The organism is Vibrio sp. 2304 (genome assembly GCF_033339475.1).
Taxonomy (GTDB): domain Bacteria; phylum Pseudomonadota; class Gammaproteobacteria; order Enterobacterales; family Vibrionaceae; genus Vibrio; species Vibrio alginolyticus.
On sequence record NZ_JAWOUQ010000021.1, the window covers coordinates 25,796 to 48,898 of the forward strand.

At 46.3% G+C, this 23,103-nt stretch carries 25 protein-coding genes; 17 read left to right on the top strand and 8 right to left on the bottom strand.

Going from position 1 to position 23,103, the window contains the following annotated elements; genetic code table 11:
• The first annotated feature begins 322 nt into the window (after nt 1-322).
• The 4 genes from R7P64_RS22975 (at nt 323) to R7P64_RS22990 (ending at nt 5,189) form a co-directional block, all read left to right on the top strand.
• The gene (locus R7P64_RS22975) at nt 323-1,534 is read left to right on the top strand and encodes an aspartate aminotransferase family protein (RefSeq protein ID WP_213973474.1); all 1,212 of its coding nucleotides are present in this window, start codon (nt 323-325) and stop codon (nt 1,532-1,534) included.
• A 109-nt stretch (nt 1,535-1,643) separates the two neighbouring features.
• Complete coding sequence (gene astA, locus R7P64_RS22980; protein ID WP_005381422.1) at nt 1,644-2,663, top strand: arginine N-succinyltransferase; 1,020 nt, start codon at nt 1,644-1,646, stop codon at nt 2,661-2,663.
• 28 nt (nt 2,664-2,691) lie between these two features.
• Complete coding sequence (astD, locus tag R7P64_RS22985; protein ID WP_025768787.1) at nt 2,692-4,149, top strand: succinylglutamate-semialdehyde dehydrogenase; 1,458 nt, start codon at nt 2,692-2,694, stop codon at nt 4,147-4,149.
• A 248-nt stretch (nt 4,150-4,397) separates the two neighbouring features.
• On the top strand, nt 4,398-5,189 hold the full coding sequence (locus R7P64_RS22990) for a DUF1338 domain-containing protein (RefSeq protein ID WP_136977021.1): 792 nt from the start codon (nt 4,398-4,400) through the stop codon (nt 5,187-5,189).
• A gap of 136 nt (nt 5,190-5,325) precedes the next feature.
• On the opposite strand, the gene crp is transcribed toward R7P64_RS22990, so the two are convergent.
• From crp to R7P64_RS23020, 6 genes are all read right to left on the bottom strand, one after another.
• Nucleotides 5,326-5,958, bottom strand: coding sequence for a cAMP-activated global transcriptional regulator CRP (gene crp, locus R7P64_RS22995; RefSeq protein ID WP_005381432.1), 633 nt, complete (start codon nt 5,956-5,958; stop codon nt 5,326-5,328).
• 240 nt (nt 5,959-6,198) lie between these two features.
• Complete coding sequence (locus R7P64_RS23000; RefSeq protein WP_005381434.1) at nt 6,199-7,068, bottom strand: phosphoribulokinase; 870 nt, start codon at nt 7,066-7,068, stop codon at nt 6,199-6,201.
• Between the two features lie 125 nt (nt 7,069-7,193).
• Nucleotides 7,194-7,406 (bottom strand): YheU family protein, encoded by a 213-nt coding sequence (locus R7P64_RS23005; RefSeq protein ID WP_005382815.1) that lies wholly within the window; start codon nt 7,404-7,406, stop codon nt 7,194-7,196.
• 33 nt (nt 7,407-7,439) lie between these two features.
• Nucleotides 7,440-8,447 carry a hydrolase gene (locus tag R7P64_RS23010; RefSeq protein ID WP_033907159.1) on the bottom strand — a complete coding sequence of 336 codons (1,008 nt, stop codon included), beginning with the start codon at nt 8,445-8,447 and terminating at the stop codon, nt 7,440-7,442.
• Between the two features lie 87 nt (nt 8,448-8,534).
• Nucleotides 8,535-9,023, bottom strand: coding sequence for a TIGR02444 family protein (locus R7P64_RS23015; protein ID WP_213964604.1), 489 nt, complete (start codon nt 9,021-9,023; stop codon nt 8,535-8,537).
• Nucleotides 9,020-10,939 carry an ABC transporter ATP-binding protein gene (locus tag R7P64_RS23020; protein WP_206954848.1) on the bottom strand — a complete coding sequence of 640 codons (1,920 nt, stop codon included), beginning with the start codon at nt 10,937-10,939 and terminating at the stop codon, nt 9,020-9,022. The genes R7P64_RS23015 and R7P64_RS23020 overlap by 4 nt, the downstream gene beginning before the upstream one ends.
• Nucleotides 10,940-11,149: 210 nt before the next feature.
• Between R7P64_RS23020 and kefG the strand changes: the two genes are divergently transcribed.
• From kefG to R7P64_RS23045, 5 genes are all read left to right on the top strand, one after another.
• Entirely contained in the window at nt 11,150-11,743 is a 594-nt protein-coding gene (gene kefG, locus R7P64_RS23025) for a glutathione-regulated potassium-efflux system ancillary protein KefG (protein WP_005381444.1), read from the top strand.
• A complete protein-coding gene (gene kefB / locus R7P64_RS23030) occupies nt 11,727-13,523 on the top strand; it encodes a glutathione-regulated potassium-efflux system protein KefB (protein WP_005382809.1) in 1,797 nt (598 codons plus the stop codon). Before kefG ends, kefB begins: the two co-directional genes overlap by 17 nt.
• Before the next feature lie 33 nt (nt 13,524-13,556).
• On the top strand, nt 13,557-13,757 hold the full coding sequence (locus tag R7P64_RS23035; RefSeq protein WP_005381449.1) for a YheV family putative zinc ribbon protein: 201 nt from the start codon (nt 13,557-13,559) through the stop codon (nt 13,755-13,757).
• A gap of 92 nt (nt 13,758-13,849) precedes the next feature.
• On the top strand, nt 13,850-14,401 hold the full coding sequence (gene slyD / locus R7P64_RS23040; protein ID WP_005381451.1) for a peptidylprolyl isomerase: 552 nt from the start codon (nt 13,850-13,852) through the stop codon (nt 14,399-14,401).
• A gap of 131 nt (nt 14,402-14,532) precedes the next feature.
• Entirely contained in the window at nt 14,533-15,474 is a 942-nt protein-coding gene (locus R7P64_RS23045) for an isoaspartyl peptidase/L-asparaginase family protein (protein ID WP_085570109.1), read from the top strand.
• Between the two features lie 83 nt (nt 15,475-15,557).
• Here the strand turns inward: R7P64_RS23045 and R7P64_RS23050 are convergent, their stop codons facing one another.
• Nucleotides 15,558-15,785: a SlyX family protein gene (locus R7P64_RS23050; RefSeq protein ID WP_318124010.1), complete on the bottom strand. Its 228-nt coding sequence runs from the start codon at nt 15,783-15,785 to the stop codon at nt 15,558-15,560.
• Nucleotides 15,782-16,768: a hypothetical protein gene (locus R7P64_RS23055; protein WP_318124012.1), complete on the bottom strand. Its 987-nt coding sequence runs from the start codon at nt 16,766-16,768 to the stop codon at nt 15,782-15,784. Before R7P64_RS23055 ends, R7P64_RS23050 begins: the two co-directional genes overlap by 4 nt.
• Nucleotides 16,769-16,896: 128 nt before the next feature.
• On the opposite strand from R7P64_RS23055, the gene fkpA reads away from it, so the two are divergent.
• From fkpA to fusA, 8 genes are all read left to right on the top strand, one after another.
• Nucleotides 16,897-17,679, top strand: a complete 783-nt coding sequence (gene fkpA, locus R7P64_RS23060; protein WP_017821751.1) for an FKBP-type peptidyl-prolyl cis-trans isomerase — start codon at nt 16,897-16,899, stop codon at nt 17,677-17,679.
• Between the two features lie 143 nt (nt 17,680-17,822).
• Nucleotides 17,823-18,545, top strand: a complete 723-nt coding sequence (locus R7P64_RS23065; RefSeq protein WP_005382804.1) for a transcriptional regulator — start codon at nt 17,823-17,825, stop codon at nt 18,543-18,545.
• The gene (tusD, locus tag R7P64_RS23070) at nt 18,542-18,937 is read left to right on the top strand and encodes a sulfurtransferase complex subunit TusD (RefSeq protein WP_017821752.1); all 396 of its coding nucleotides are present in this window, start codon (nt 18,542-18,544) and stop codon (nt 18,935-18,937) included. Before R7P64_RS23065 ends, tusD begins: the two co-directional genes overlap by 4 nt.
• On the top strand, nt 18,934-19,290 hold the full coding sequence (tusC, locus tag R7P64_RS23075) for a sulfurtransferase complex subunit TusC (RefSeq protein ID WP_213898832.1): 357 nt from the start codon (nt 18,934-18,936) through the stop codon (nt 19,288-19,290). The genes tusD and tusC overlap by 4 nt, the downstream gene beginning before the upstream one ends.
• A 7-nt stretch (nt 19,291-19,297) precedes the next feature.
• On the top strand, nt 19,298-19,573 hold the full coding sequence (gene tusB, locus R7P64_RS23080) for a sulfurtransferase complex subunit TusB (RefSeq protein WP_005382799.1): 276 nt from the start codon (nt 19,298-19,300) through the stop codon (nt 19,571-19,573).
• Between the two features lie 177 nt (nt 19,574-19,750).
• A complete protein-coding gene (gene rpsL, locus R7P64_RS23085) occupies nt 19,751-20,125 on the top strand; it encodes a 30S ribosomal protein S12 (RefSeq protein WP_004399892.1) in 375 nt (124 codons plus the stop codon).
• A 101-nt stretch (nt 20,126-20,226) separates the two neighbouring features.
• Nucleotides 20,227-20,697 carry a 30S ribosomal protein S7 gene (gene rpsG, locus R7P64_RS23090; protein ID WP_005382796.1) on the top strand — a complete coding sequence of 157 codons (471 nt, stop codon included), beginning with the start codon at nt 20,227-20,229 and terminating at the stop codon, nt 20,695-20,697.
• Nucleotides 20,698-20,772: 75 nt separating this feature from the next.
• Nucleotides 20,773-22,872: an elongation factor G gene (gene fusA, locus R7P64_RS23095; protein ID WP_213898835.1), complete on the top strand. Its 2,100-nt coding sequence runs from the start codon at nt 20,773-20,775 to the stop codon at nt 22,870-22,872.
• Nucleotides 22,873-23,103: the final 231 nt, after the last annotated feature.

Sequence of the window (23,103 nt, forward strand, 5' to 3'; positions counted from 1 at the left end):
TGAGGTGAGCGGATTGCAAAACTATGCGATTCTCTCGAGTCTCTTTGTCTATTCATGTCTTTTTAAACCTTCTATCCCCTGTATTACATAACATTTATAAAAAATCACTTCTCTATTTTACTTTCTTGATGCATAAATAGTCATAAGCAGTGATTAATGGAAGTTGCTTTCGAGAACGAAAAGAATAAATCACTATTGAAATGGTTAATTAAATGTAAATACAATGCCGCAATAGCTTAAATGCAAAACATTATTTGCTGGCAAAGAGAGCCGGTTAAATTCGCTTATCTGCTACGCATGCGGTATCAAGAAGGAATGTGCAATGACAACGGAAATTAAAGTAGAGCGCGGTTTATTCGATGAGGTAATGGTACCTTGCTATAACCCGATGGAAATGATCCCTGTTAAAGGTGAAGGTTCACGTGTTTGGGATCAGGAAGGTAATGAATACATCGACTTTGCTGGTGGTATTGCAGTGAGCTGTCTTGGCCATTGTCATCCAGTAATGGTAAACGCACTAACAGAGCAAGCTAACAAGCTTTGGCACTTAAGTAACGTTATGACGAACGAACCAGCCCTTCGTCTGGCGAAAAAGCTAACAGAAGTGAGTTTTGCTGAGCGTGTGTTCTTTGCTAACTCTGGCGCAGAAGCAAACGAAGCCGCTTTGAAGCTGGCACGTCGTTATGCAGCAGACGTTTATGGCACTGAGAAATCTGAAATCATTGCATTCAAACAAGGTTTCCACGGTCGTACATTCTTTACCGTAACGGTTGGTGGCCAAGCGGCATACTCTGACGGCTTCGGTCCTAAGCCAGGCGACGTGACACACCTTCCTTACAACGATATCGAAGCTTTACAAGCGCACATGTCTGATCGTACTTGTGCGGTCATGATGGAGCCACTACAAGGTGAAGGCGGCATCGTGCCACCAACGCCTGAGTTCGCTCAAGCGGTTCGCGAGCTGTGTGACAAACACAACGCCTTACTGATCTTCGATGAAGTGCAAACTGGTAATGGCCGTACAGGTAACTTCTACGCTTACCAAGGTTTAGGTATCACGCCAGATATTCTAAGTACTGCGAAATCACTTGGTGGCGGTTTCCCAATCGGTGCAATGCTAACGACAGCAAAATTGGCAGAGCACATGAAAGTGGGCACTCACGGTTCTACATATGGCGGTAACCCACTAGCGTGTGCGGTTGCAGAAGCGGTTGTAAATGAAGTTACTAAGCCCGAGGTGTTGGCTGGTGTGCTAGAACGCGAAGCAATGTTCCGTGAAGGTCTAGAGAAGATCAACGCGAAGTACAACATCTTCTCAGAAGTGCGCGGTCAAGGCCTATTACTTGGCGCTGCACTAAATGAAGAATGGCAAGGCCGTGCGCGTGACGTGCTGGTTGCTGCAGGTAAACAAGGTCTCATGGTATTGGTTGCGGGTGCCAATGTCGTACGTTTCACACCATCACTCGTTATCACACAACAAGAAATTGAAGAAGGCTTGGCGAAACTGGATAAAGCGATCGCGACTTTAGTTTAAGCGCGATATCAGTTTAAACGTCAACGCAGACACCCCCGTCAAGGATCTCTGATGGGGGAATTGTTCCTACAATATAGTTAGGATCTTCTTGCATCTGGAGGGAGTATTGATGCTAGTAGTTCGCCCTATCGCGATGTCGGATTACGACGCACTGCACACTTGTGCGGTGGAGTCTGGTCACGGATTTACATCTCTACCGGTTAACGAAGAACTGTTAACCAATCGAATCAAACATTCAGAGTACAGCTTTGGTAAGCCAGATGTGGCAGAACCAGGCGATGAAGGCTACCTGATGGTTGGCTTTGACTCTGAAACGGGTGAGGTTGCGGGTACCACCGGAATCGAAGCATCTATCGGCTGGGATGTCCCATTTTACTCATATCACATTAGTAAAGTTGTGCACTCGTCGCCAAAGCTTGGCGTTAACAACGTCGTTAAACTGCTTACTTTTGGTAATAACTACACGGGTAACAGCGAAATTTGTACCTTGTTCTTGCGTGAGAAATTCCGCCAAGGTCTGAATGGTCGTCTAATGTCGAAGTGTCGTTTCCTAATGATGGCAGAGCACCCAGAGCGCTTCTCTGAAACGATCTTTGCGGAGATGCGTGGCGTTTCAGACGACGAGGGTAATTCACCATTCTGGCAATGGCTTCAAGAGCATTTCTTCTCTATCGATTTCACGCTTGCAGATTACCTGACAGGCATCGGCAAGAAAGGCTTTATCGCCGACTTGATGCCGAAACTGCCTATTTACATCAACCTGCTCAGCCCAGAAGCGCAAGCCGTGATTGGTCAAGTACATGACAACACGCGTCCAGCGCTGAAGCTGCTTGAGCGTGAAGGTTTTACCAACCGAGGCTACGTCGACATCTTCGACGGTGGTCCAACGGTTGAGTGTGATCTGCGTAATATTGAGTCGGTACGTCATTCATTCCGTGCGCAAGTCAAAATCTCTGAACATTCCAGCACACAAGACTTCTTGATGTGTAATTCATCTTTCGAGAACTTCCGTGCGACAGTCACTAAAGCGGCGTATGACGCAGAAACACAAAGCGTGATGATTGCACCAGACGTTGCGGATGCACTTTCGGTTGAAGAAGGGGATTTCGTTCGCCTTCTTCCGCAGTAACAGACGACAGAATTTAAGGATAGAAACAATGACACATTGGATTGCAGGTGAATGGGTACAAGGTCAGGGTGAAGCATTTACGTCTCTGTCGCCGTACAACCAAGAAGTGATCTGGCAAGGCAAAGGTGCAACGGCAGAGCAGGTGAACCAGGCGGTATCTGCAGCGCGTGAAGCGTTTATTGACTGGAAAAAGCGCCCATTTTCAGAGCGTGAGGCAATCGTGTTGGCTTTTGCGGAGAAAGTAAAAGAGAACAGCGAAAAAATCGCCGAAGTCATTGCCAAAGAAACTGGTAAGCCAATTTGGGAAACGCGCACTGAAGCTGCAGCCATGGCAGGTAAAATTGCCATTTCGATTCGCGCTTATCATGACCGCACTGGTGAGGCGAGCCGTGAAGCAGCAGGCAACCAAATCGTATTGCGCCACCGCCCATTGGGCGTGATGGCGGTGTTTGGTCCTTACAACTTCCCAGGCCACCTACCAAATGGTCACATTGTGCCTGCGCTACTGGCTGGTAACACGGTAGTCTTCAAACCGTCTGAGCAAACGCCATGGACGGGTGAATTGGCAATGAAGCTATGGGAAGAAGCCGGTCTGCCGAAAGGCGTGATTAACCTTGTCCAAGGCGCGAAAGAAACTGGTATCGCCCTCGCTGACGCTAAAGGCATTGATGGCGTACTGTTTACGGGTAGCGCGAATACGGGGCATGTATTACACCGTCAATTTGCGGGTCAACCGGGCAAGATGCTCGCACTAGAAATGGGGGGTAATAACCCGATGGTGATCTCTGATAAATACGGTGATTTGGATGCCACGGTTTATACCATCATCCAGTCAGCGTTTATCAGTGCTGGGCAGCGTTGTACGTGTGCTCGTCGTTTGTATGTACCATTGGGTGAAAAAGGCGATGCGCTTATCACCAAGCTCGTTGAAGCGACACGCAATATTCGCGTAGACCAACCATTTGCAGAACCTGCGCCATTTATGGGACCGCAAATTTCGGTCGCGGCAGCCAAGTTTATTCTTGATGCACAAGCTAATCTACAGTCTCTTGGCGGTGAAAGCTTGATTGAAGCGAAAGCAGGAGAGGCGGCGTTTGTTTCTCCAGGCATCATTGATGTAACGAACATTGCTGAGTTACCAGATGAAGAGTACTTCGGCCCACTTCTGCAAGTGGTGCGCTACGAAGGATTAGACAAAGCCGTGGCGCTAGCAAACGATACGCGCTTTGGCTTATCTGCTGGTTTGGTTTCAACCGACGACCAAGAATGGGAATACTTCGTTGACCACATTCGTGCAGGAATCGTGAACCGTAACCGCCAGCTTACTGGGGCAAGCGGTGATGCGCCATTTGGTGGTCCGGGGGCGTCGGGTAACTTGCGCCCAAGCGCTTACTACGCAGCAGATTACTGTGCGTACCCAATGGCATCAATGGAAGGTCAAGAAACTGTCTTGCCTGCAACATTGAGTCCAGGTGTAGTGCTATAAGTTTTAATAATAGAGTCGCAACTATGCATTGCGGCTCACCTTGCCGGCGCATCATTTAGGTATGGGTTGTAGTGATCGTTGGCAGAACACGAAAAGTGAGCAAAGACTCGGAAAAGCGTGTTGACTGACTGGCATTTACCGTCACAGGTTGATGGTTGCTCGTTCATTATTCTGGACAACTTTTGTTGTGAACGAGCAGCCAACTTCCGCTTACCTTTAAACTCTACATCTCGTAACAAGGAGTCGTTATGACGCCCGATGTGTTATTTGAATCGCTATGGCAAGATTACATTCAACGTCTTTGCCCTTCGGCGGCTAAAGTGCATCAGCTGCTTCAAGAAGATGAGCCTCTGATTAATGATCATATAGCTTTACGTACCTTCAATATCGCGCCTCTTGGTATTGAAACTCTAGCTAAGCCATTTGTAGCTATCGGTTACAAGGCGTGTGGTGATTACGTTTTCGAAAGCAAAAAGTTGGTTGCTAAGCACTATGAGCACCCAGATCCGAAGCAACCTAAAGTATTTATTAGTGAGCTAAAAGTTGAAGAGTGCTCTCCTGAGCTACAAGAGATTGTGAAAAATTTGATGGCACAAGTCGATGTTGACAAGCTGAACGATAGCGCATTCTTACATGGTGGACGCTTGTGGGATTTAAGCTTTGCTGATTACCAAACGTTGGCTAAAGAAAGTGAGTACGCATCTTGGCTTGCGGCGCATGGTTACGGAGCAAACCACTTCACGGTGAGCGTTAACCAGCTCAATGAATATGAAGAAGTGAAGCAGGTAAACGATCATCTGCGTACCGCTGGGTTTACCATTAATGAAAATGGTGGTGAAGTGAAGGGCACTCCTGAGGTGTTGCTAGAGCAGTCATCGACCATGGCAGATAAAGTAGCGGTTCGTTTTAGCGAAGGCACTGAAATTATCCCTGGCGGGTTTTATGAATTTGCTAAGCGCTATCCGATGGAAAATGGTGATTTGTACCCAGGTTTCGTGGCCGCTTCAGCTGACAAAATCTTTGAAAGTACGAATGGCTAAGTTTTAGGGTTAACCTGTTAAGCTTACTCATTAGTGTTCGCTGCACCCTATCTCATTTGGTCATGAGCAAATAAAAAGCCACCAATGTTGCCATTGGTGGCTTTTATAATTTTGTTCGTGTCACTCTAGTTTGAGATTAACGAGTACCGTAAACCACGATGGTTTTACCGTGAGCAGAGATTAGGTTCTGCTCTTCTAGCATCTTCAAGATACGACCTACTGTCTCACGAGAACAGCCAACAATTTGACCGATTTCTTGACGAGTGATCTTGATTTGCATGCCGTCTGGGTGAGTCATTGCGTCTGGTTGTTTTGCAAGGTTCAGAAGCGTCTGAGCGATACGACCAGTTACGTCTAGGAACGCCAGGTCACCCACTTTTTGGCTAGTTACTTGAAGACGACGAGCCATCTGCGCAGAAAGACGCATTAGGATGTCTGGGTTTACTTGGATAAGCTGACGGAACTTCTTGAAAGAAATTTCAGCAACTTCACAAGGAGATTTAGCACGAACCCAAGCTGTGCGCTCTTGGTCTTCCTCGAATAGACCAAGTTCACCAATAAAGTCTCCTTGGTTTAGGTAAGAAAGGATCATCTCCTTACCTTCTTCGTCTTTGATAAGAACCGCAACAGAACCTTTAACGATGTAGTACAAAGTTTCTGCCTTTTCGCCCGCGTGAATTAGCGTGCTCTTTGAAGGGTACTTATGAATATGACAGTGTGAAAGAAACCACTCTAATGTTGGGTCGGTTTGAGGTTTACCTAGAACCATAATATCTCACTTCCTCTGCAGGGTACGCTTGCGCTATCCATATTTTAGCTAAGCCTGAATTAGGCCTACTAGAATAAGAGCACTTTTTATATGCTGCAAGCTCTCTTGTGTTTCGGTAAGAAATAGTATCCTTTTTCGAAAACGATTTCTTGATTTTAATCGTGCCATGATTGAGATTTTGTAAGCAAAACTGTGCACATGATCACGGTATGAAAAGTAAACATCTTCGCAGGCAGGTTTTTAGCCAATTTTCCCTGTTTCGATGAGCTGTTGTAGGATAGGCCGAACTATGAGCTCCATTGCAAAGCTCATCTTACCGCCGGGTACGACAATCGTGTTGTGGCGTGACATGAATGAGCCATCAATCATGGCCAGCAGATATGGGAAGTCGACATTCTTGATACCGCGTAGGCGAATCACCACAAAACTCTCATCCAAACTAGGGATGCCTTTTGCATTAAGTGGGTTGGAAGTATCAACGGTCGGTACGCGCTGGAAGTTGATGTGAGTACGAGAAAACTGCGGAGTGATATAGTTGAGGTAATCGTCCATGGATCGCACGATTGAGTCCATTACCGCTTCACGCGAATGGCCGCGATCGCGAGTGTCACGTACGAATTTTTGGATCCACTCTAAGTTCACAATCGGCACCATGCCAATTAAGAAATCCACATGTTGAGCAACATTAACATCGCCATCGACCACGCCACCATGTAACCCTTCATAAAACAGCACGTCGCTGTTTTCGGGTAAGTCTTGCCACGGTGTAAACGTGCCTGGCATTTGATTGTAGGGAACCGCTTCGTCAAACGTGTGCAGATAACGGCGCACGCTGCCAGTGCCGTCATGCCCGAACTTACGGAAAAACTCTTCTAATCCCGGGAAGTCATTAGCTTGTGGGCCAAAGTAGCTAATGTGTCGACCTTGCTCGCGGGCTTTGCGAATTTCGATGTCCATTTCTGGGCGAGTAAAGCGATGGAAGCTATCGCCTTCAACCCATGCGGGTTTAACGTTCATCATATTGAACATTTTACGGAAGGCTTCAGATGTAGTGGTCGTGCCGGCACCGGACGAACCAGTAACCGCAATAATTGGGTGTTTAGCTGACATGACAAACCTTGTCGAAAATTACTTACCTGTAATGTGCAGTAGAGTTACTACTGCACGGTCGATATCCCACTATAGCACGTAACAATACCTTGTCATCGAGTGGGATACGGTAAAATGTGAAGGGTCTAAAATTTTGTTTTATGCTGAATATCGACGGTTTCGTGTAGCTCAGAGAACACGATAACCGCTTCACCTTTTTCCAATTGAGCTTTAACTTGATCAATTTTGTCTTGCAAAGAAACCTCGACGGTTCCGTAATCCGTTCCTTCGCGTAAGACGAATTCACGAATTAAGTTTTCCAATGTTTCCGGCGCAATGTCTTGCCATGGAATGATCATAAATACCTCTAACTTTTATGATGAGCGGCTAGTTTACTGCGTTCGTTGCTTGGATACAGCAGAAAGGTAATCTGCGGCGATACTTTCGTAATACGCGGGCAGCGCTTCCTCCAACCAAAACTTAGGTTTTAACGCCGTTCCTGTCAGGAAGCCAACATGGCCACCGTGTTCAAAGAGACGGTAATCAATGTTATCTGGCAGAACAAATTTCGGGATCACATCGTCGGTCATGAATGGATCGTCTTTGGCGTGAATGATCAGTGTCGGTAGCGTGATCTGTTGTAATTTACTTAAGCCTGAACATTGATCGTAATAATCTTGTGCGTCTTTAAAGCCATGCAATGGTGCGGTGATCAAATCATCGAATTCATACAGCCGTGTGACACGTTTTATTGAGTTGTAGGACAGCGCAAGCTCGCCGTGCAGTAGATGATGCTTTTGTAACGCGTTACGTTTCAGTGAAGAAAGCAGGTAACGGCGATACACTTTCGAAAAGCCTTGTTCAATACGGTTTGCACACGCAGCTAGGTCTAAAGGCGCTGAGATAATAGTCGCTGCATTCAAAATAGGGTGGTCTTTATATTGGGCTAAATAATTCGCCAACATGTTACCGCCAAGAGAAATACCAACTGCAACTTTGGGATTATCAGGAAAACGTTGTTCAAGGTGCTCTAGGAAGTAACGAGCATCCGTCACTTCACCCGAGTGGTAAGCTCGTGCTTTTTTGTTTGGTTTACCGCTGCAGCCACGAAAATGCATCATCACCGACAGCCATCCAGATTGAGCAAATGCATTCATTAACCCATTGGCATAAGGGCTATAGAAGCACCCCTCTAACCCATGAAATAAAACAAAAATCGGCTTTTTTTGTGCAGGCTCTTGGGTTGGGTCCTCGCTCCACGCGAGATCGAGAAAGTCGCCATCGGATGTATCGAGGGTTTGCCAAATCGGCGTAAATAACGCTTTTTTGCGAATAAAACGCGGCAAAAGCGTTTGGAGATGCGGGTTTTTGATCCCGGCGGCTGCGAAAAATTGTGTCATACCTAACTGCTCTTATGCGGTCCTTCGGTGTCCGTTGAAGAACTTATTAATATAATCCTTTATAAAGATTATAGGTATTCTACAGATTTATGGGCGTTTTGGTGGGTGAATGTTTGGCACCGGAATAGCAAAGGCCTGTTGCAAATGCTCCCCACCGAGTTGACGACAGTATCTCAACGTCAGTGGGTCACCATCATTTTTGAGTAGTGCAAGTGAGTTAATGCAGTCCACCAAATCCGCTTGTTGCTGCTTTTCTAGTTGCAGCTCAAACTGCAAGGTCTCACGATACAAAGCGTCATTGACTTGAGACTTAAGGTGGCGACGAAGGTCGCGAAAGGAGTGAAGTAAAGTTTCGCTCCTACCTAGACAGTCTTGCACCAAGGGCCAGTCTTTTTCTTGGAAAATGAGTTGCTGCTCATCGAGCCATCTGAGCAGCAGGAGTAGGTTCACGTTACCGTGGTAGTTGTTCTGTAATGATAAACACGCCTCTTTCACTTCTCGCACACCATAAAATTGCAGACTAAACTGCCAAAGGTGTTCTAGGGTGAGTGTGTATTCAGCGTGTTGATTACTCATTGATTAAACTCTAGCTCCATCTGCTCCAACGTTTCTTGAGCAGACATCCATTCCATTTCAATTTCTTCGAGCTCAGCTTTACTGGAAGCTTGAAGTGCCAGCACTTGGTTAAGTTTAGCTTTATTTTCGGCCGCATACAGTGAGTTGTCCGCCAATTGTTCTTCAGCTTCGGCCAGTGCAGCACCTAACTTATCCATTTTATTTTCTAATTGTGTCAGCGTTTTGCGAATTGGCGCTGTCTGTTTTCGAAACTCTGCATCGCGACGTTTCTGCTCTTTTTTCGCTGCCGCGCTGTTGGCGCTATCTTTGGCTGGCTGTGCGGCTTGTGCTTCTTTGCGTTCCGCTCTTTGTTGCTCAGTTAACCACTTGTAGTAGTCGTTTAAGTCACCATCGAACGGAGCAACTTGTCGATCATGCACTAAATACAAGTCATCGGTCGTAGCACGCAATAGGTAACGGTCGTGCGAAACAATCACCATCGCACCTTCGAATGTTTGCAGTGCCATCGTCAATGCCTGACGCATGTCCAAATCCAAGTGGTTGGTTGGTTCATCAAGTAGCAACAGGTTTGGCTTTTGCCACACAATTAAGGCCAGCACTAAACGGGCTTTTTCGCCACCAGAAAACGGCGCAACTTTTTCTAGTGCTTTGTCACCTTGGAAGCCAAAGCTACCTAGGTAATCACGTAGCTGCTGTTCGGTTTGATCGGGTGCGATTTGCATCATGTGTTGCAGCGGCGTTTCTTCAGGATGAAGCGTTTCTAACTGGTGCTGAGCGAAGTAACCAATTTTCACGCCTTGTGAGTAAGTTAGGTCACCACCTTGCGCGTTAAGTTCACCAGAGAGCAGCTTGATTAAGGTCGATTTACCCGCACCATTACGGCCGAGTAGACCAATACGACTGCCAGGAACCAAGTTCAAGCGGATCTTCTCTAAGATGAGGTTGTCACCGTAACCTGCAGATACTTCATCCATCATCATGATTGGGTTTGGCAGCGCAGCTGGCTCACGGAATTGGAAGCTAAATGGGTTATCGAATTGAGCTGGCAGTACTTTTTCCATGCGCTCCAAAGCTTTGATACGGCTTTGGGCTTGGCGTGCTTTTGATGCTTTGTAACGGAAGCGGTCGATGTAGCTTTGCATGTGCGACATCTGCTTCTGTTGCTTTTCAAACATCGCTTGTTGTAACACCATCTTTTGTGCGCGTTGGTTTTCGAATGACGAGTAGTTACCCGTGTATTCGTTCAGCTGCTGATTCTCGATGTGAATGATGCGACCAACAATTGGATCAAGGAAGTCTCGGTCGTGCGAGATCAGAATCAGCGTGCCAGGGTAGTTTTGTAGCCAACGCTCTAACCACATTACCGCGTCCAAATCCAAGTGGTTGGTTGGCTCATCGAGTAGCAATAAGTCAGAACGACACAATAGCGCTTGAGCCAAGTTAAGACGCATACGCCAACCACCCGAGAATTGGGTCAAACTCCAACTCATTTGCTCTTGGCTGAACCCTAAACCATCGAGCAGTTCTGCCGCGCGAGCGTGAATGCTGTAACCACCAATGGTTTCAATTTTACCGTGTATCTCGGCAACTAGGGTTCCGTTGTCTTGTGTTTCTGCTTCAGCTAACTGCTTTTCGAGAGCGCGGTATTCGCGATCACCATCAATGACGTATTCCAGTGCAGTGCGCTCTAGCGCAGGCGTTTCCTGTGCGACCCAGGCCAACTCCCAATGTTGAGGTTGGCTAAATGAGCCTGCATCAATTGACAGTTCATCTTTCAGTAGGGCAAACAGCGTTGATTTACCGCAGCCGTTTTTGCCCACAAGACCGACTTTATCGCCAGGGTGAATAGTCGCAGAAGCTTGGTCTAAAAGAGGTTTACCGCCACGCAGTAACTGAATATCAGAGAAGGTAATCATAAAGTTTTCATTCACTTTGCGCAGTGCGCGTTGCATTGGTTACATAGCGAAGTGGTTTCAATCGTTTTTAAAGCCACTTGGGTATATATCTAGCGGTGAATAGTAGGGGTATTGACCGGAAAAGTCGATTGATTCGCTTTAATTGCATTATGCTGTACAAAAAAGTATAACAATTTGATAACGGATAAAAATAACCACAAGGACGACCATTTGGCTGTTGCACCGTCTATTCTCCCAAAAGTTCTGGTCATTTATGCTCATCCAGAGCCACATAACTCGATTGCCAATCAAGTGATGATAAAAAAAGCTCAGTCGCTTGATCACGTCACTGTGCACGATCTTTACGGTGTTTACCCTGATTTCTTTATTGATGTGAATTACGAACATGAGTTGTTGCTCGCTCACGATGTGATCGTATTTCACCACCCACTTTATATGTATTCATGTCCAGCCCTATTAAAAGAGTGGCTAGACCGAGTGTTAGGTAAAGGCTTTGCATTTGGCGGAGGTGCGGCGCTAGAAGGAAAATACTGGCGCAGTGTCATTACAACAGGTGGTAAAGAAGAAGCCTTCAGCGCGAAGGGGTACAACAAATACCCACTTGAGCAAATCTTGCAACCGTTTGAACTGACGGCAGCCCTATGCCAAATGCACTGGATTGAACCACTGGTGTTGTATTGGTCAAGAAATGTTTCAGATATTGAACGCTACGAACATGCCGAGTTATACCGTGGATGGCTGAGTAACCCACTTGAAAACTGGCAAGCGGCAGATCGAGGAGGTCAGTATGGCGATCACCAGTGAGTTTCTTCAAAGCAGTGTGGTCTTTCTTTCGGCTGCGGTTATTGCGGTGCCGATTGCTCAGCGCCTTGGGCTTGGCTCGGTTTTAGGTTATTTACTCGCTGGTGTGTTGATTGGCCCATGGGGGCTTGGCTTAATTAGTGACGTTGATGCCATTTTGCATTTTGCCGAGCTTGGGGTTGTGTTGTTACTGTTTTTGATAGGGCTGGAATTAAACCCTAAAAAATTGTGGCAGATGCGAGGGCCGATTTTAGGTTTAGGCGGTGCGCAGGTTGTGGTCACGACCGCCGTGATTGGTAGTGTCGTCAGTATGTTTGGCGTAAGCATGCAAGTGAGTTTAGTTATCGGGATGGGGTTGGCGCTGTCCTCGACGGCGATTGCACTTAAAGTCATTGAAGAGCAAGGGCTTAATGGTACCGAAACGGGGCAATCTGGTTTTGCGGTGCTGCTCTTTCAAGATATTGCAGTGATCCCGATGCTGGCGATGTTGCCCTTGCTAGCAGGCGGGCATAGTGGTGGAAGTTGGTTGGATGTCTTCACTATTTTAGGCAGTGTGGTAGCACTGTTGATTGGTGGTCACTTTTTACTACGTCCGCTATTTCGTTTTGTCGTGATGAGCGGCGTTCGTGAGCTCTTTACCGTTGCTGCACTTTTAGTCGTGCTTGGCATTTCGGTCGTGATGCAAAAGCTCGGCCTTTCGATGGCATTGGGGACTTTTTTAGCAGGCGTTTTGCTGGCAGAGAGTGAGTATCGCCATGAGTTGGAAATCGCTATCGAGCCATTTAAAGGTCTGTTGTTGGGGTTATTCTTTATTGCGGTGGGCATGGCAGTAAACTTGGGGTTATTGGCATTACACCCTTTAGAGATTCTCGGTGCGGTGGTGGCTTTGGTCGTGGTTAAGGGTTTGGTTTTGTATGCATTGGCGAGAGCTGCCCGTGTCGGAGCCAAAGCGAGAAGCCGTATGGCTGCAATTTTGAGCCAAGGCGGTGAGTTTGCCTTTGTCATATTTACCGCGGCGAGCCAAGAGGGCATTTTGTCCAAAGAGCAAGTGGCGTTTCTGTTGGTGGTGGTCAGTCTATCCATGGTGACGACTCCTCTTTTGCTGATGGGACAAAAGAAGTGGTTTGCTCATACCCTGAATCAAGAAGAAGAGGGCATGACCACGAAAGTCGTGGATCGCCGACCACGCGTTATCATTGCAGGCTTTGGACGTTTCGGTCAGATCGTCGGACGTTTAATGTATGCCAATAAAATCAAAGTGACAGTATTAGAAAGTGATGCCAGCCAAATCCACCTATTACGTAAGTATGGTTACAAAGTGTTTTATGGCGATGCTACACAAATTGACCTATTGAGGGCAGCTGGCGCTGATAAAGCGGAAGCATTGGTTATTTGTACTGATTCACCTGATGAGGTGATGGCCATCGTGGACATTTGTCGCGTGCACTTCCCGAAACTTAAGTTGTTAGCTCGAGCAAGAAGCCGTGTCGAGGCTTACCAGTTAATGAGTCATGGTGTAGAGAATTACTCTCGTGAAACATTTTTAGGGGCGCTAGATCTCGGTCGCCAAGCGCTCGTAGAACTGGGTATGCATCCTTATCAAGCAAAGCGGGCAGAAGCACATTTTCGCAAGTTGGATAATGCTATGCTTAAGGACTTATTGCCTCAACACAATGAAGATAAGAAATTAGCTCAAAGGGCGAAAGAGGCCCGCAAAGAGCTAGAAGAAATATTTGGTCGTGAAATGGAGAGCGACCATCAGTCACCTAATCATTGGAAGTAGTACTTGAGCCAAGACTCAAGCTAAGGAAATAGCGTGAAAATCAAGAAACGTTTTATTGCCGGCGCTAGCTGCCCAAATTGCAGCCAGCAAGATACCCTGCGCTGGTGGATTGAAAATAACATCGAATTAGTTGAGTGTGTCGAGTGTGAGTTTACAGAGCAGCGTAAACCACAATCTGTAGAGAAAAATAAACACTCAGATCAGGAAATGATCGGAATTTTTAAGCCGGAGTAATTGAACTTCGATAATTGATCCCCATAATACACCCAGATATCTCAGTACTTAACCCCATTCAGGTTAAGTCAATTAATCTCCCTGGAGTTAGTATGAAAATTGAAAAGAACGTTGTTGCAAGCCTTGCATACAAAGTAATGATGGAAGACGGTGTCGTTGTTGATCAATCAACAGCAGAAGCACCCCTAGATTACCTTCACGGTCACAACAACCTAATCACAGGTCTTGAAAAAGAACTTGAAGGTAAAGTGGCTGGCGACAAGTTCTCAGTAACGGTAGCTCCTGAAGAAGCTTACGGTGAGCACAACGATGCGCTAGTACAGCGCGTTCCTGCGGACGTGTTCCAAGGCGTTGAGCAAATCGAAGTGGGCATGCGCTTCCTAGCTGACACTGACCAAGGTCCAATCCCTGTTGAAGTAACAGAAGTTGACGGCAACGAAGTGGTTGTTGACGGTAACCATATGTTAGCTGGTCAAACACTAACTTTCGAAGTAGAAGTTATGTCTACACGTGAAGCAACAGCAGAAGAGATCGAACACGGTCACATCCACCAAGGTGGTGGCTGTTGTGGTGGTCACGATCATGACCACGATCACGAAGAAGAAGGCGGCTGCTGTGGCGGCGGTAGCTGTGGTTCTCACTAATCATAAGCTCCTTCACTAGATAATCTTATCTAGCAAAGCTTTGAAAAGCGCAAGTTGAGTTTTCAACTTGCGCTTTTTGTTTATCTAAGGTGTAGTGCCAACCATACAAGGAATAACAGTTGGACAAAGTGATGACGAAACCTTTCTCGATTGCCATTCATGGTGGTGCGGGCACCATCTTGCGTGAACAGATGAGCGATGAGCTGCAACAATCCATCTTGGCGGATTTAGAAGCTGCGGTAAAAGCGGGACATCAAATTCTAGACACGGGCGGTGAAGCCTTAGATGCCGTCGTAGCGGCAGTGAAAGTATTGGAAGACTCTCCTAACTTTAATGCGGGTAAAGGCTCAGTGCTGACCAACAACGAAATGGTTGAAATGGACGCTTCTGTGATGGATGGGCGAAACCTTGCAGCAGGCGCGGTCGCTGGGGTTCGTCATATCAGAAACCCAATTGAGCTCGCTCGTGACGTGATGCGAAACAGCAATCATGTGCTGTTGGTGGGTGAGGGCGCAGAGAAGTTTGCTTTTGAGCAAGGCCATGAGTATACCGAGCAAGATTACTTCTTCACTGATCGTCGTTATGAACAACTGATTTCTATGCGTGAGAAAGGCTTGTTTGCTCTTTCCGAGTCCCGTTACCCAGATGACCGTAAGCACGGTACGGTTGGTGCGGTAGCGTTAGATCAACAAGGCAACTTAGCCGCTGCCACCAGTACGGGTGGCGTGACGAATAAGAAATACAACCGAGTCGGAGATTCGGCTCTTATTGGTTGTGGTACGGTGGCCGAAAATGGCGTCGTGGCAGTTTCCACTACGGGTGTCGGCGAGTTCTTTATTCGTAAACGTGTTGCGGAAGACGTTGCAGCACGTATGCGTTACTTACAAGAAGATATTCATACGGCTTGTGAACACATTATCCAAGGTGATCTCAAACAGATGGGCGGAGAGGGCGGTTTGATTGCCATTGATGCTAAAGGTGAGATGCACTTTGCGATGAACAGTTCTGGCATGTACCGAGCAGGCATTAATACGCAAGGCGAGCTGAGCGTTAAAATCTACGCCGACGAATAGCTTCCTCTTGAGTACCTTCTTAAGTAATTAATACAACAAAGCCCAGAACATGTTCTGGGCTTTATGCTATTTGAGCCTGCATTTTAATAATGCGGTGGTGGGGTTTCTTCTGACGGATCGGCTAAATACGACGAGTCCATATTTTTTACTTTACCTACCACATATTTCATCTGATCGAGCATCTTGGTAATTTGCAGTTGTTGCTGCGATAAAGCTCCGTTCAGATCTTCAATAGTCTGTTCTTGGAACGCAAGCTGACATTCTAAGTCATTAATGCGTGCTTCCAATTGCTGAATGATTTTTTCTGTCATGATCCGTTCTCTAACTGCCAAGCTTGGGCAATACCTGCTGAAGTAGCAGTAATTACGCGTTGTTTTGAATCAAAGGCTGCATCATACACGACCGCACGGGGAGGGCGAGTGTATTTTTTGGGCTCCACTTCAAATCCACTCATTCGTTTTCCGGTTTGAGTATCCCATATCGACACACGGCCAGAAGGGCTTCCTGTGACTAGTTGAGTCCCGTCGTCAGAAAATCGTGCGGTAGAGAAAATTAATTGGCGTGACCAACTGCTCAACTGTGTGACTTCTTGTCCAGTTTTTAAATTCCAAACAATCGCTTGGTTTCCGCCATCAGATGTCATTGCTAATTTTCCATCTCTTTGCAGGGCCACGCGAACAATTCGTTGTTCATGTTCGAAGGTTCGTAGTACTTGTCCGGTTTCGGTATCCCACAGATACGCTTTATAGTCATTACCTCCGGTTAGGGCGAAGCGCCCATTAGGAGAAATGGCCACGGAATTGACTTTTTCACGATGCGCAAGGAACTCCATGCGACGCCCGGTGACTAAGTTGACATAAATTGCTTTACCGTTGGATAACCCAAGCAGAACTTGTTCACCATTACTGGTGATATCAACGTCGCGAATGAGCGCATCAGAAATAGACCAAAGGCCTTCGGATTGCGTCCAGCCTAGGTCCCAAACTGCGAAGTTCATTTGGCTTGCTGTAATTGCGTAGCGACCATTGTCAGATATGCGGATATGGGAAACCACATTGGCATCGGCATCGAGTTCACCCAGGTTGGCTAGTTGTTCATTTTGCTCTAGGTCCCACAACATCAAATGACGCTGTTGAGAATAGAGCAGAGCAAACCGTCCATCTCTGCTAAGTGCGAAGCTCGTCGCACCTTGAGGTTCTATCGGCCAACGCTGCACTTCACGCTCGGCGAAAAAGCAACCATTTAACGTGGTGATGACAATTAAATATAGGAATAAATGAAAAATTCTTTGCATCACATCTAATAATCCGGTTTGTGTCTTAAGACATATAGCTAGTATATTGGTATAACGATTGTCTTCACTAGTCTCATAGAAGATTTGTGCACAACAACCAATGGCAGAGCCATTATTGGGAGAATTTAATGAAATCAGTTTTAAAAGTGTCGCTACTTGCTGCAACAGTTATGCTAGCGGTAGGTTGTCAGAAAGAAGAAACTAAAACAGAAACCGCACCTCAAGCAGAACAAGTTCAAGCAGAAACCGGTAAAGCGGTTCACTTTAAAACCGACGACGACAAAGCGGCATACGCAATCGGTGTTTCATTTGCTAACTACCTAAGCACAAGCATCGACAAGCCAAGCGAAATCGGCATTAATCTTAACAAAGATTTGGTACTAAAAGGTATCGAAGACGTCTTCAAAGGCAATGCTGAATTGAATGAAGAAGAAACACGTGCAGCACTAGAATCTCTAGACAAGCGTGTTGCAGAAAAGATGCAAGCACAAGCGGCTGAGAAAGCAGCTGAAGCAAAAAAAGCTGGCGATGATTTCCGAGCTGAGTTTGAGAAGCAAGAAGGCGTAGTGAAGACAGATACAGGTCTTCTATACCAAGTAATGACACCAGCTGAAGGTGAGAAGCCAAAAGACACTGATACGGTTCAAGTACACTACAAAGGTACTCTGATCGACGGTACTCAGTTCGACAGCTCATACGATCGTGGTGAACCTGCAACGTTCCCACTTAACCGTGTAATCCCAGGTTGGACAGAGGGTGTTCAGCTAATGCCTGTGGGTTCTAAATTCAAATTCGTTATCCCGCCAGAGCTAGCATACGGTGACCAAGACACACCAAGCATTCCTGCTAACTCAACGCTAGTATTTGAAGTTGAGCTGCTAAAAGTTGAGAACGACAACGCAGAGCAATAACAATAAGCTGCGATAAGTTATTGAAAAAGGTCCGTTTAACGGGCCTTTTTTGTTCTAGGTCACTAGTTGGTGAGTTTGCTAGGTTGCTTTTCAAATTTTCTGATAAACTTACACCAATTTGTTGATTTTTCGCTCGAAGGCTTATGACAACTACAGAAACAATAAACGCGGAGATGTTGCTCGAAATGGAATCCGTTAACGTGATGCCGTTTACCGAGCACGACAAAATCATTTTAAGATCTTATGAGGCGGTCGTGGATGGTATCGCCAGCCTGATAGGTCCATTTTGTGAAATCGTTCTTCACTCTCTAGAAGACTTAAATACCTCTGCAATTAAAATCGCTAACGGTGAAAACACGGGGCGCCAAGTCGGCTCACCAATCACCGATTTAGCGCTTAAGATGCTAAAAGACATCGAAGGCTCGGAGCGCAACTTCTCACGTTCGTACTTTACCCGTGCAAAAGGTGGCGTGTTGATGAAGTCGATTACTGTCGCCATTCGTAATGGCGAAAATCGCGTGATTGGTTTGTTGTGTATCAACGTCAACTTGGATGCGCCTTTCTCGCAAGTCCTTCAGTCTTTCATGCCGACGCAAGAAGCGAAAGAAGCGGCTTCCTCGGTCAACTTTGCTAGTGACGTAGAAGAGCTGGTGGACCAAACTGTTGAACGCACCATCGAAGAGATCAATGCGGATAAATCCGTGTCTAACAACACCAAAAATCGCCAGATCGTGATGGAGTTGTACGACAAAGGTATCTTCGATATTAAAGATGCCATCAACCGTGTCGCGGATCGCCTTAATATTTCAAAACACACCGTTTACTTGTACATTCGTCAACGTAAAACCGAGGATGATGAAAGGTGAGCAAACTGACTTACACGTTAGTGGTGAATGGTCCCGTTTATGGCAGCCAGTCAGCGCGCAGTGCTTATCAGTTCGCCAAAGCGGTGATAGAGCAAGGCCATCAGCTAGTGAGCGTCTTCTTTTATCAAGATGGTGTGACTAATGGTACTGCTTTGAGTGTGCCAGCTAACGATGAATTTGATCTCAATAAGGCGTGGCAGTCTTTGGCTAAAGAGCATGGTGTTCGCCTAGAAACTTGTGTCGCGGCCGCTTTGCGTCGCGGGATTGTAAGTGAAGAAGAAGCGAATCAACATGGTTTGGTTCAGAACAATCTAGCCGATGGTTTTGAACAAGCAGGCTTAGGTAGCCTAGCTGAAGCGATGTTAACCCAAGACAGAGTGGTACAGTTTTGAGTCAGTTAACTTATCTATTTCGTAGTGCGCCACATGGCAGTGCAGCTGGTCGTGAAGGTGTGGATGCACTGTTAGCCGCGTCGGCTTACTGTGAAGATATCAGCGTCATTTTCGTGGGTGACGGGGTATACCAGCTTCTACTCGGACAAAACCCCAACAATATTTTGAGTAAAGATTACGCGCCGATGTTAAAGCTTTTCGATTTATACGACATCGAACAAGTCTTTGTGTGTTCAGAGTCGTTAACCCAGCGAGGTTTGGCGCAAGCGGATTTAGTCATTGAAGCCCAAGCGTTAAGCTCAGAACAGCTCAAAGATAAGTTACAACACGCTGGCAAGCTACTGTCTTTTTGAGGAAGGTATGTTACACATCATAAAAACAGTCTCTGCTCTAGAAGACGCCATGCCCTTATGCAGTGAACAGGATGACATCTTACTTATAGAAGATGCAGTGTACGCTGCTAACTCGCAACATAAAGCATTTTCCCATCTAAAAAACCGCAGCGTATTTGTGTTAGAGAGCGATGCGCAAGCTCGCGGTATTGCAAATCGTATCAGTCCATCGCTGACGATTGTGAATTACTCAGGCTTCGTTGAACTAACAGCAAAACAGGATAAATCCCTAACTTGGGATTGAACAAGATTTGCTGTCGACAAAGCTTTACGGATGAATTGTTCTAATTGAACAAAAAAGATCCGTATATTTCTTGACACACCTCTCACTGCTGCATAGAATTTTGCGTCCCTAACTGCATTGGCAGTTGGGGGTAGATTTTTCACAAAGCTTACTTTCAAGTAAATCAGGAGCTAGTTAATGGCAACTATTAACCAGTTGGTACGTAAGCCACGTGCAAAGCAAGTTGTTAAAAGCAACGTGCCTGCACTAGAAGCGTGCCCACAAAAACGTGGTGTATGTACTCGTGTTTACACTACTACACCTAAAAAACCTAACTCAGCACTTCGTAAAGTTTGTCGTGTTCGTCTGACAAACGGCTTCGAAGTTACATCGTACATCGGCGGTGAAGGTCACAACCTTCAAGAGCACTCAGTTGTTCTAATCCGTGGTGGTCGTGTTAAAGACCTTCCAGGTGTGCGTTACCACACTGTTCGCGGCGCACTAGACTGTGCTGGCGTAAATGACCGTAAACAAGGTCGTTCTAAGTACGGTGTGAAGCGTCCTAAGTCTTAATGGATTCCGTTAAGTAAGGCCAAACACTAAATTATTTTTAATTTTTTGAAAAAACTGAAAAGTTTTGGATAAAACCTGAAGAAGACAACGGAGATAAATCCATGCCACGTCGTCGCGTCATTGGTCAGCGTAAGATCCTTCCAGATCCAAAATTCAAATCTGAATTGCTGGCAAAATTCGTTAACATCCTAATGGTTGACGGTAAAAAATCTACTGCAGAGAAAATCGTTTACACTGCACTAGATGCTATGGCTGAAAAGTCTGGTAAAGACCACTTAGCTATTTTTGAAGAAGCTCTTGAAAACGTTCGCCCAGCGGTAGAGGTTAAATCTCGCCGTGTTGGTGGTTCAACTTACCAAGTACCTGTAGAAGTACGTCCGGTTCGCCGTAACGCACTTGCTATGCGTTGGTTGGTTGAAGCTGCGCGCAAGCGTGGTGAAAAATCTATGGCTCAACGCCTAGCTGCTGAAATGCTAGACGCGTCTGAGAACAAAGGTACTGCGGTTAAGAAACGTGAAGACGTTCACCGCATGGCTGACGCAAACAAAGCGTTCGCTCATTACCGTTGGTAATACCTTCTGTGCTGCGAGGTTCTCTCGCAGCACTTTTCTATACTCTAAGGTACACCTTAGTAAGAGGATACAATCGTGGCTCGTAAAACTCCTATTGAGCTATACCGTAATATCGGTATCTGTGCTCACGTAGATGCAGGAAAAACAACCACAACTGAGCGTATTCTGTTCTACACTGGCCTTTCTCACAAAATCGGCGAAGTTCACGATGGTGCAGCAACCATGGACTGGATGGAGCAGGAGCAGGAGCGTGGTATCACTATCACATCCGCTGCGACTACTACATTCTGGCGTGGTATGGAAGCACAGTTCCCTGAGCATCGCGTAAACATCATTGATACCCCTGGACACGTTGACTTTACTATCGAAGTAGAGCGTTCTCTTCGTGTACTTGATGGTGCTGTGGTTGTGTTCTGTGGCTCATCTGGTGTTGAACCTCAGTCTGAAACTGTATGGCGTCAAGCAGACAAATACCACGTTCCACGTTTGGTATTTGTAAACAAGATGGACCGTGCGGGCGCAGACTTCCTACGCGTTGTGAACCAAATTAAGAATCGTCTTGGTGCGACTCCTGTTCCAATCCAGCTGAACGTTGGTGCGGAAGATGAGTTCAGAGGTGTCATCGACCTTATCAAGATGAAAATGATCAACTGGAATGATGCCGATCAAGGCACTTCGTTTACTTACGAAGACATCCCAGCTGACATGATTGAACTTGCTGAAGAGTGGCGCAACCACATGGTTGAATCCGCTGCTGAAGCTAGCGAAGAGCTGATGGACAAGTACCTTGAAGAAGGTGAATTGACTGAAGCTGAGCTCAAACAAGCTCTACGTACTCGCACACTAAATAACGAAATCGTACTGGCTACTTGTGGTAGTGCGTTTAAGAACAAAGGTGTTCAAGCGGTACTGGATGCAGTCGTTGAGTTCTTGCCATCGCCTGTTGACGTACCTGCAATTAAAGGTGTCGACGAAAGAGAAAATGAAGTTGAGCGTCATGCTGACGACAACGAACCTTTCTCAGCGCTAGCGTTTAAGATTGCGACTGACCCATTCGTGGGCACGCTAACTTTCATGCGTGTTTACTCCGGTGTTGTAAACTCGGGTGACGCTGTTTACAACTCAGTAAAAGAGAAGAAAGAGCGTTTCGGTCGTATCGTTCAGATGCATGCGAATAAGCGTGAAGAAGTGAAAGAAGTTCGCGCTGGTGATATTGCAGCTGCTATCGGTCTGAAAGACGTAACAACAGGTGACACACTGTGTGATCAGAACCACAAAGTGATTCTAGAACGCATGGAGTTCCCTGAACCAGTTATTCAGATTGCTGTAGAGCCTCGTTCTAAGGCAGACCAAGAGAAAATGGCTATCGCGCTAGGTAAACTAGCCGCGGAAGATCCATCATTCCGCGTGGAAACGGACGACGAATCAGGTCAGACTCTGATCTCAGGTATGGGTGAACTTCACCTAGACATTATCGTTGATCGTATGAAGCGTGAATTCAGCGTTGATTGTAACGTTGGTAAACCTCAGGTTGCTTACCGTGAAACCATTCGTGGTAAAGCGGAAGTTGAAGGTAAGTTTGTTCGTCAATCAGGTGGTCGTGGTCAATACGGTCATGTTTGGGTCAAACTTGAGCCTTCTGAGCCTGGTGAAGGTTTCGTATTCGTAGACGAAATCGTGGGCGGTGTGATTCCTAAGGAATACATCAGTTCGGTATCGAAAGGTATCGAAGAGCAAATGAATAGTGGTGTTCTAGCGGGTTACCCTGTACTAGATGTTAAAGCTACACTATTTGATGGTTCTTACCACGATGTAGACTCAAGCGAGATGGCGTTTAAGATCGCTGGCTCGATGGCATTCAAGAAAGGTGCACTAGAAGCACAACCTGTGATTCTAGAACCTATGATGAATGTCGAAGTAACCACTCCGGAAGACTGGATGGGTGACGTTGTTGGTGACCTAAACCGTCGTCGCGGTATCATTGAAGGCATGGACGAAGGTGTGGCTGGTCTTAAGATCATCCGTGCTCAAGTACCACTATCCGAAATGTTCGGTTACGCAACTGATCTACGTTCTGCAACTCAAGGCCGTGCGTCTTACTCTATGGAGTTTCACGAGTACGCTGAAGTGCCGAAAAACTTCGCAGATAAAATTATTGCAGAGCGTGGTTACTAATTGACGATTGAACTGCAAAAAGTTTACGACTTTTTGCGAGATCAGGGCGTCCAAATATTGCGCTAACGGGCGTTGGCGCATAAAATAACAATTTCTGGCGCGTCGTCGATCAATAATGATCACGACGAATCATAACTAGGAAGGAACACGATCGTGTCTAAAGAAAAATTTGAACGTACGAAACCGCACGTTAACGTTGGTACTATCGGCCACGTTGACCACGGTAAAACA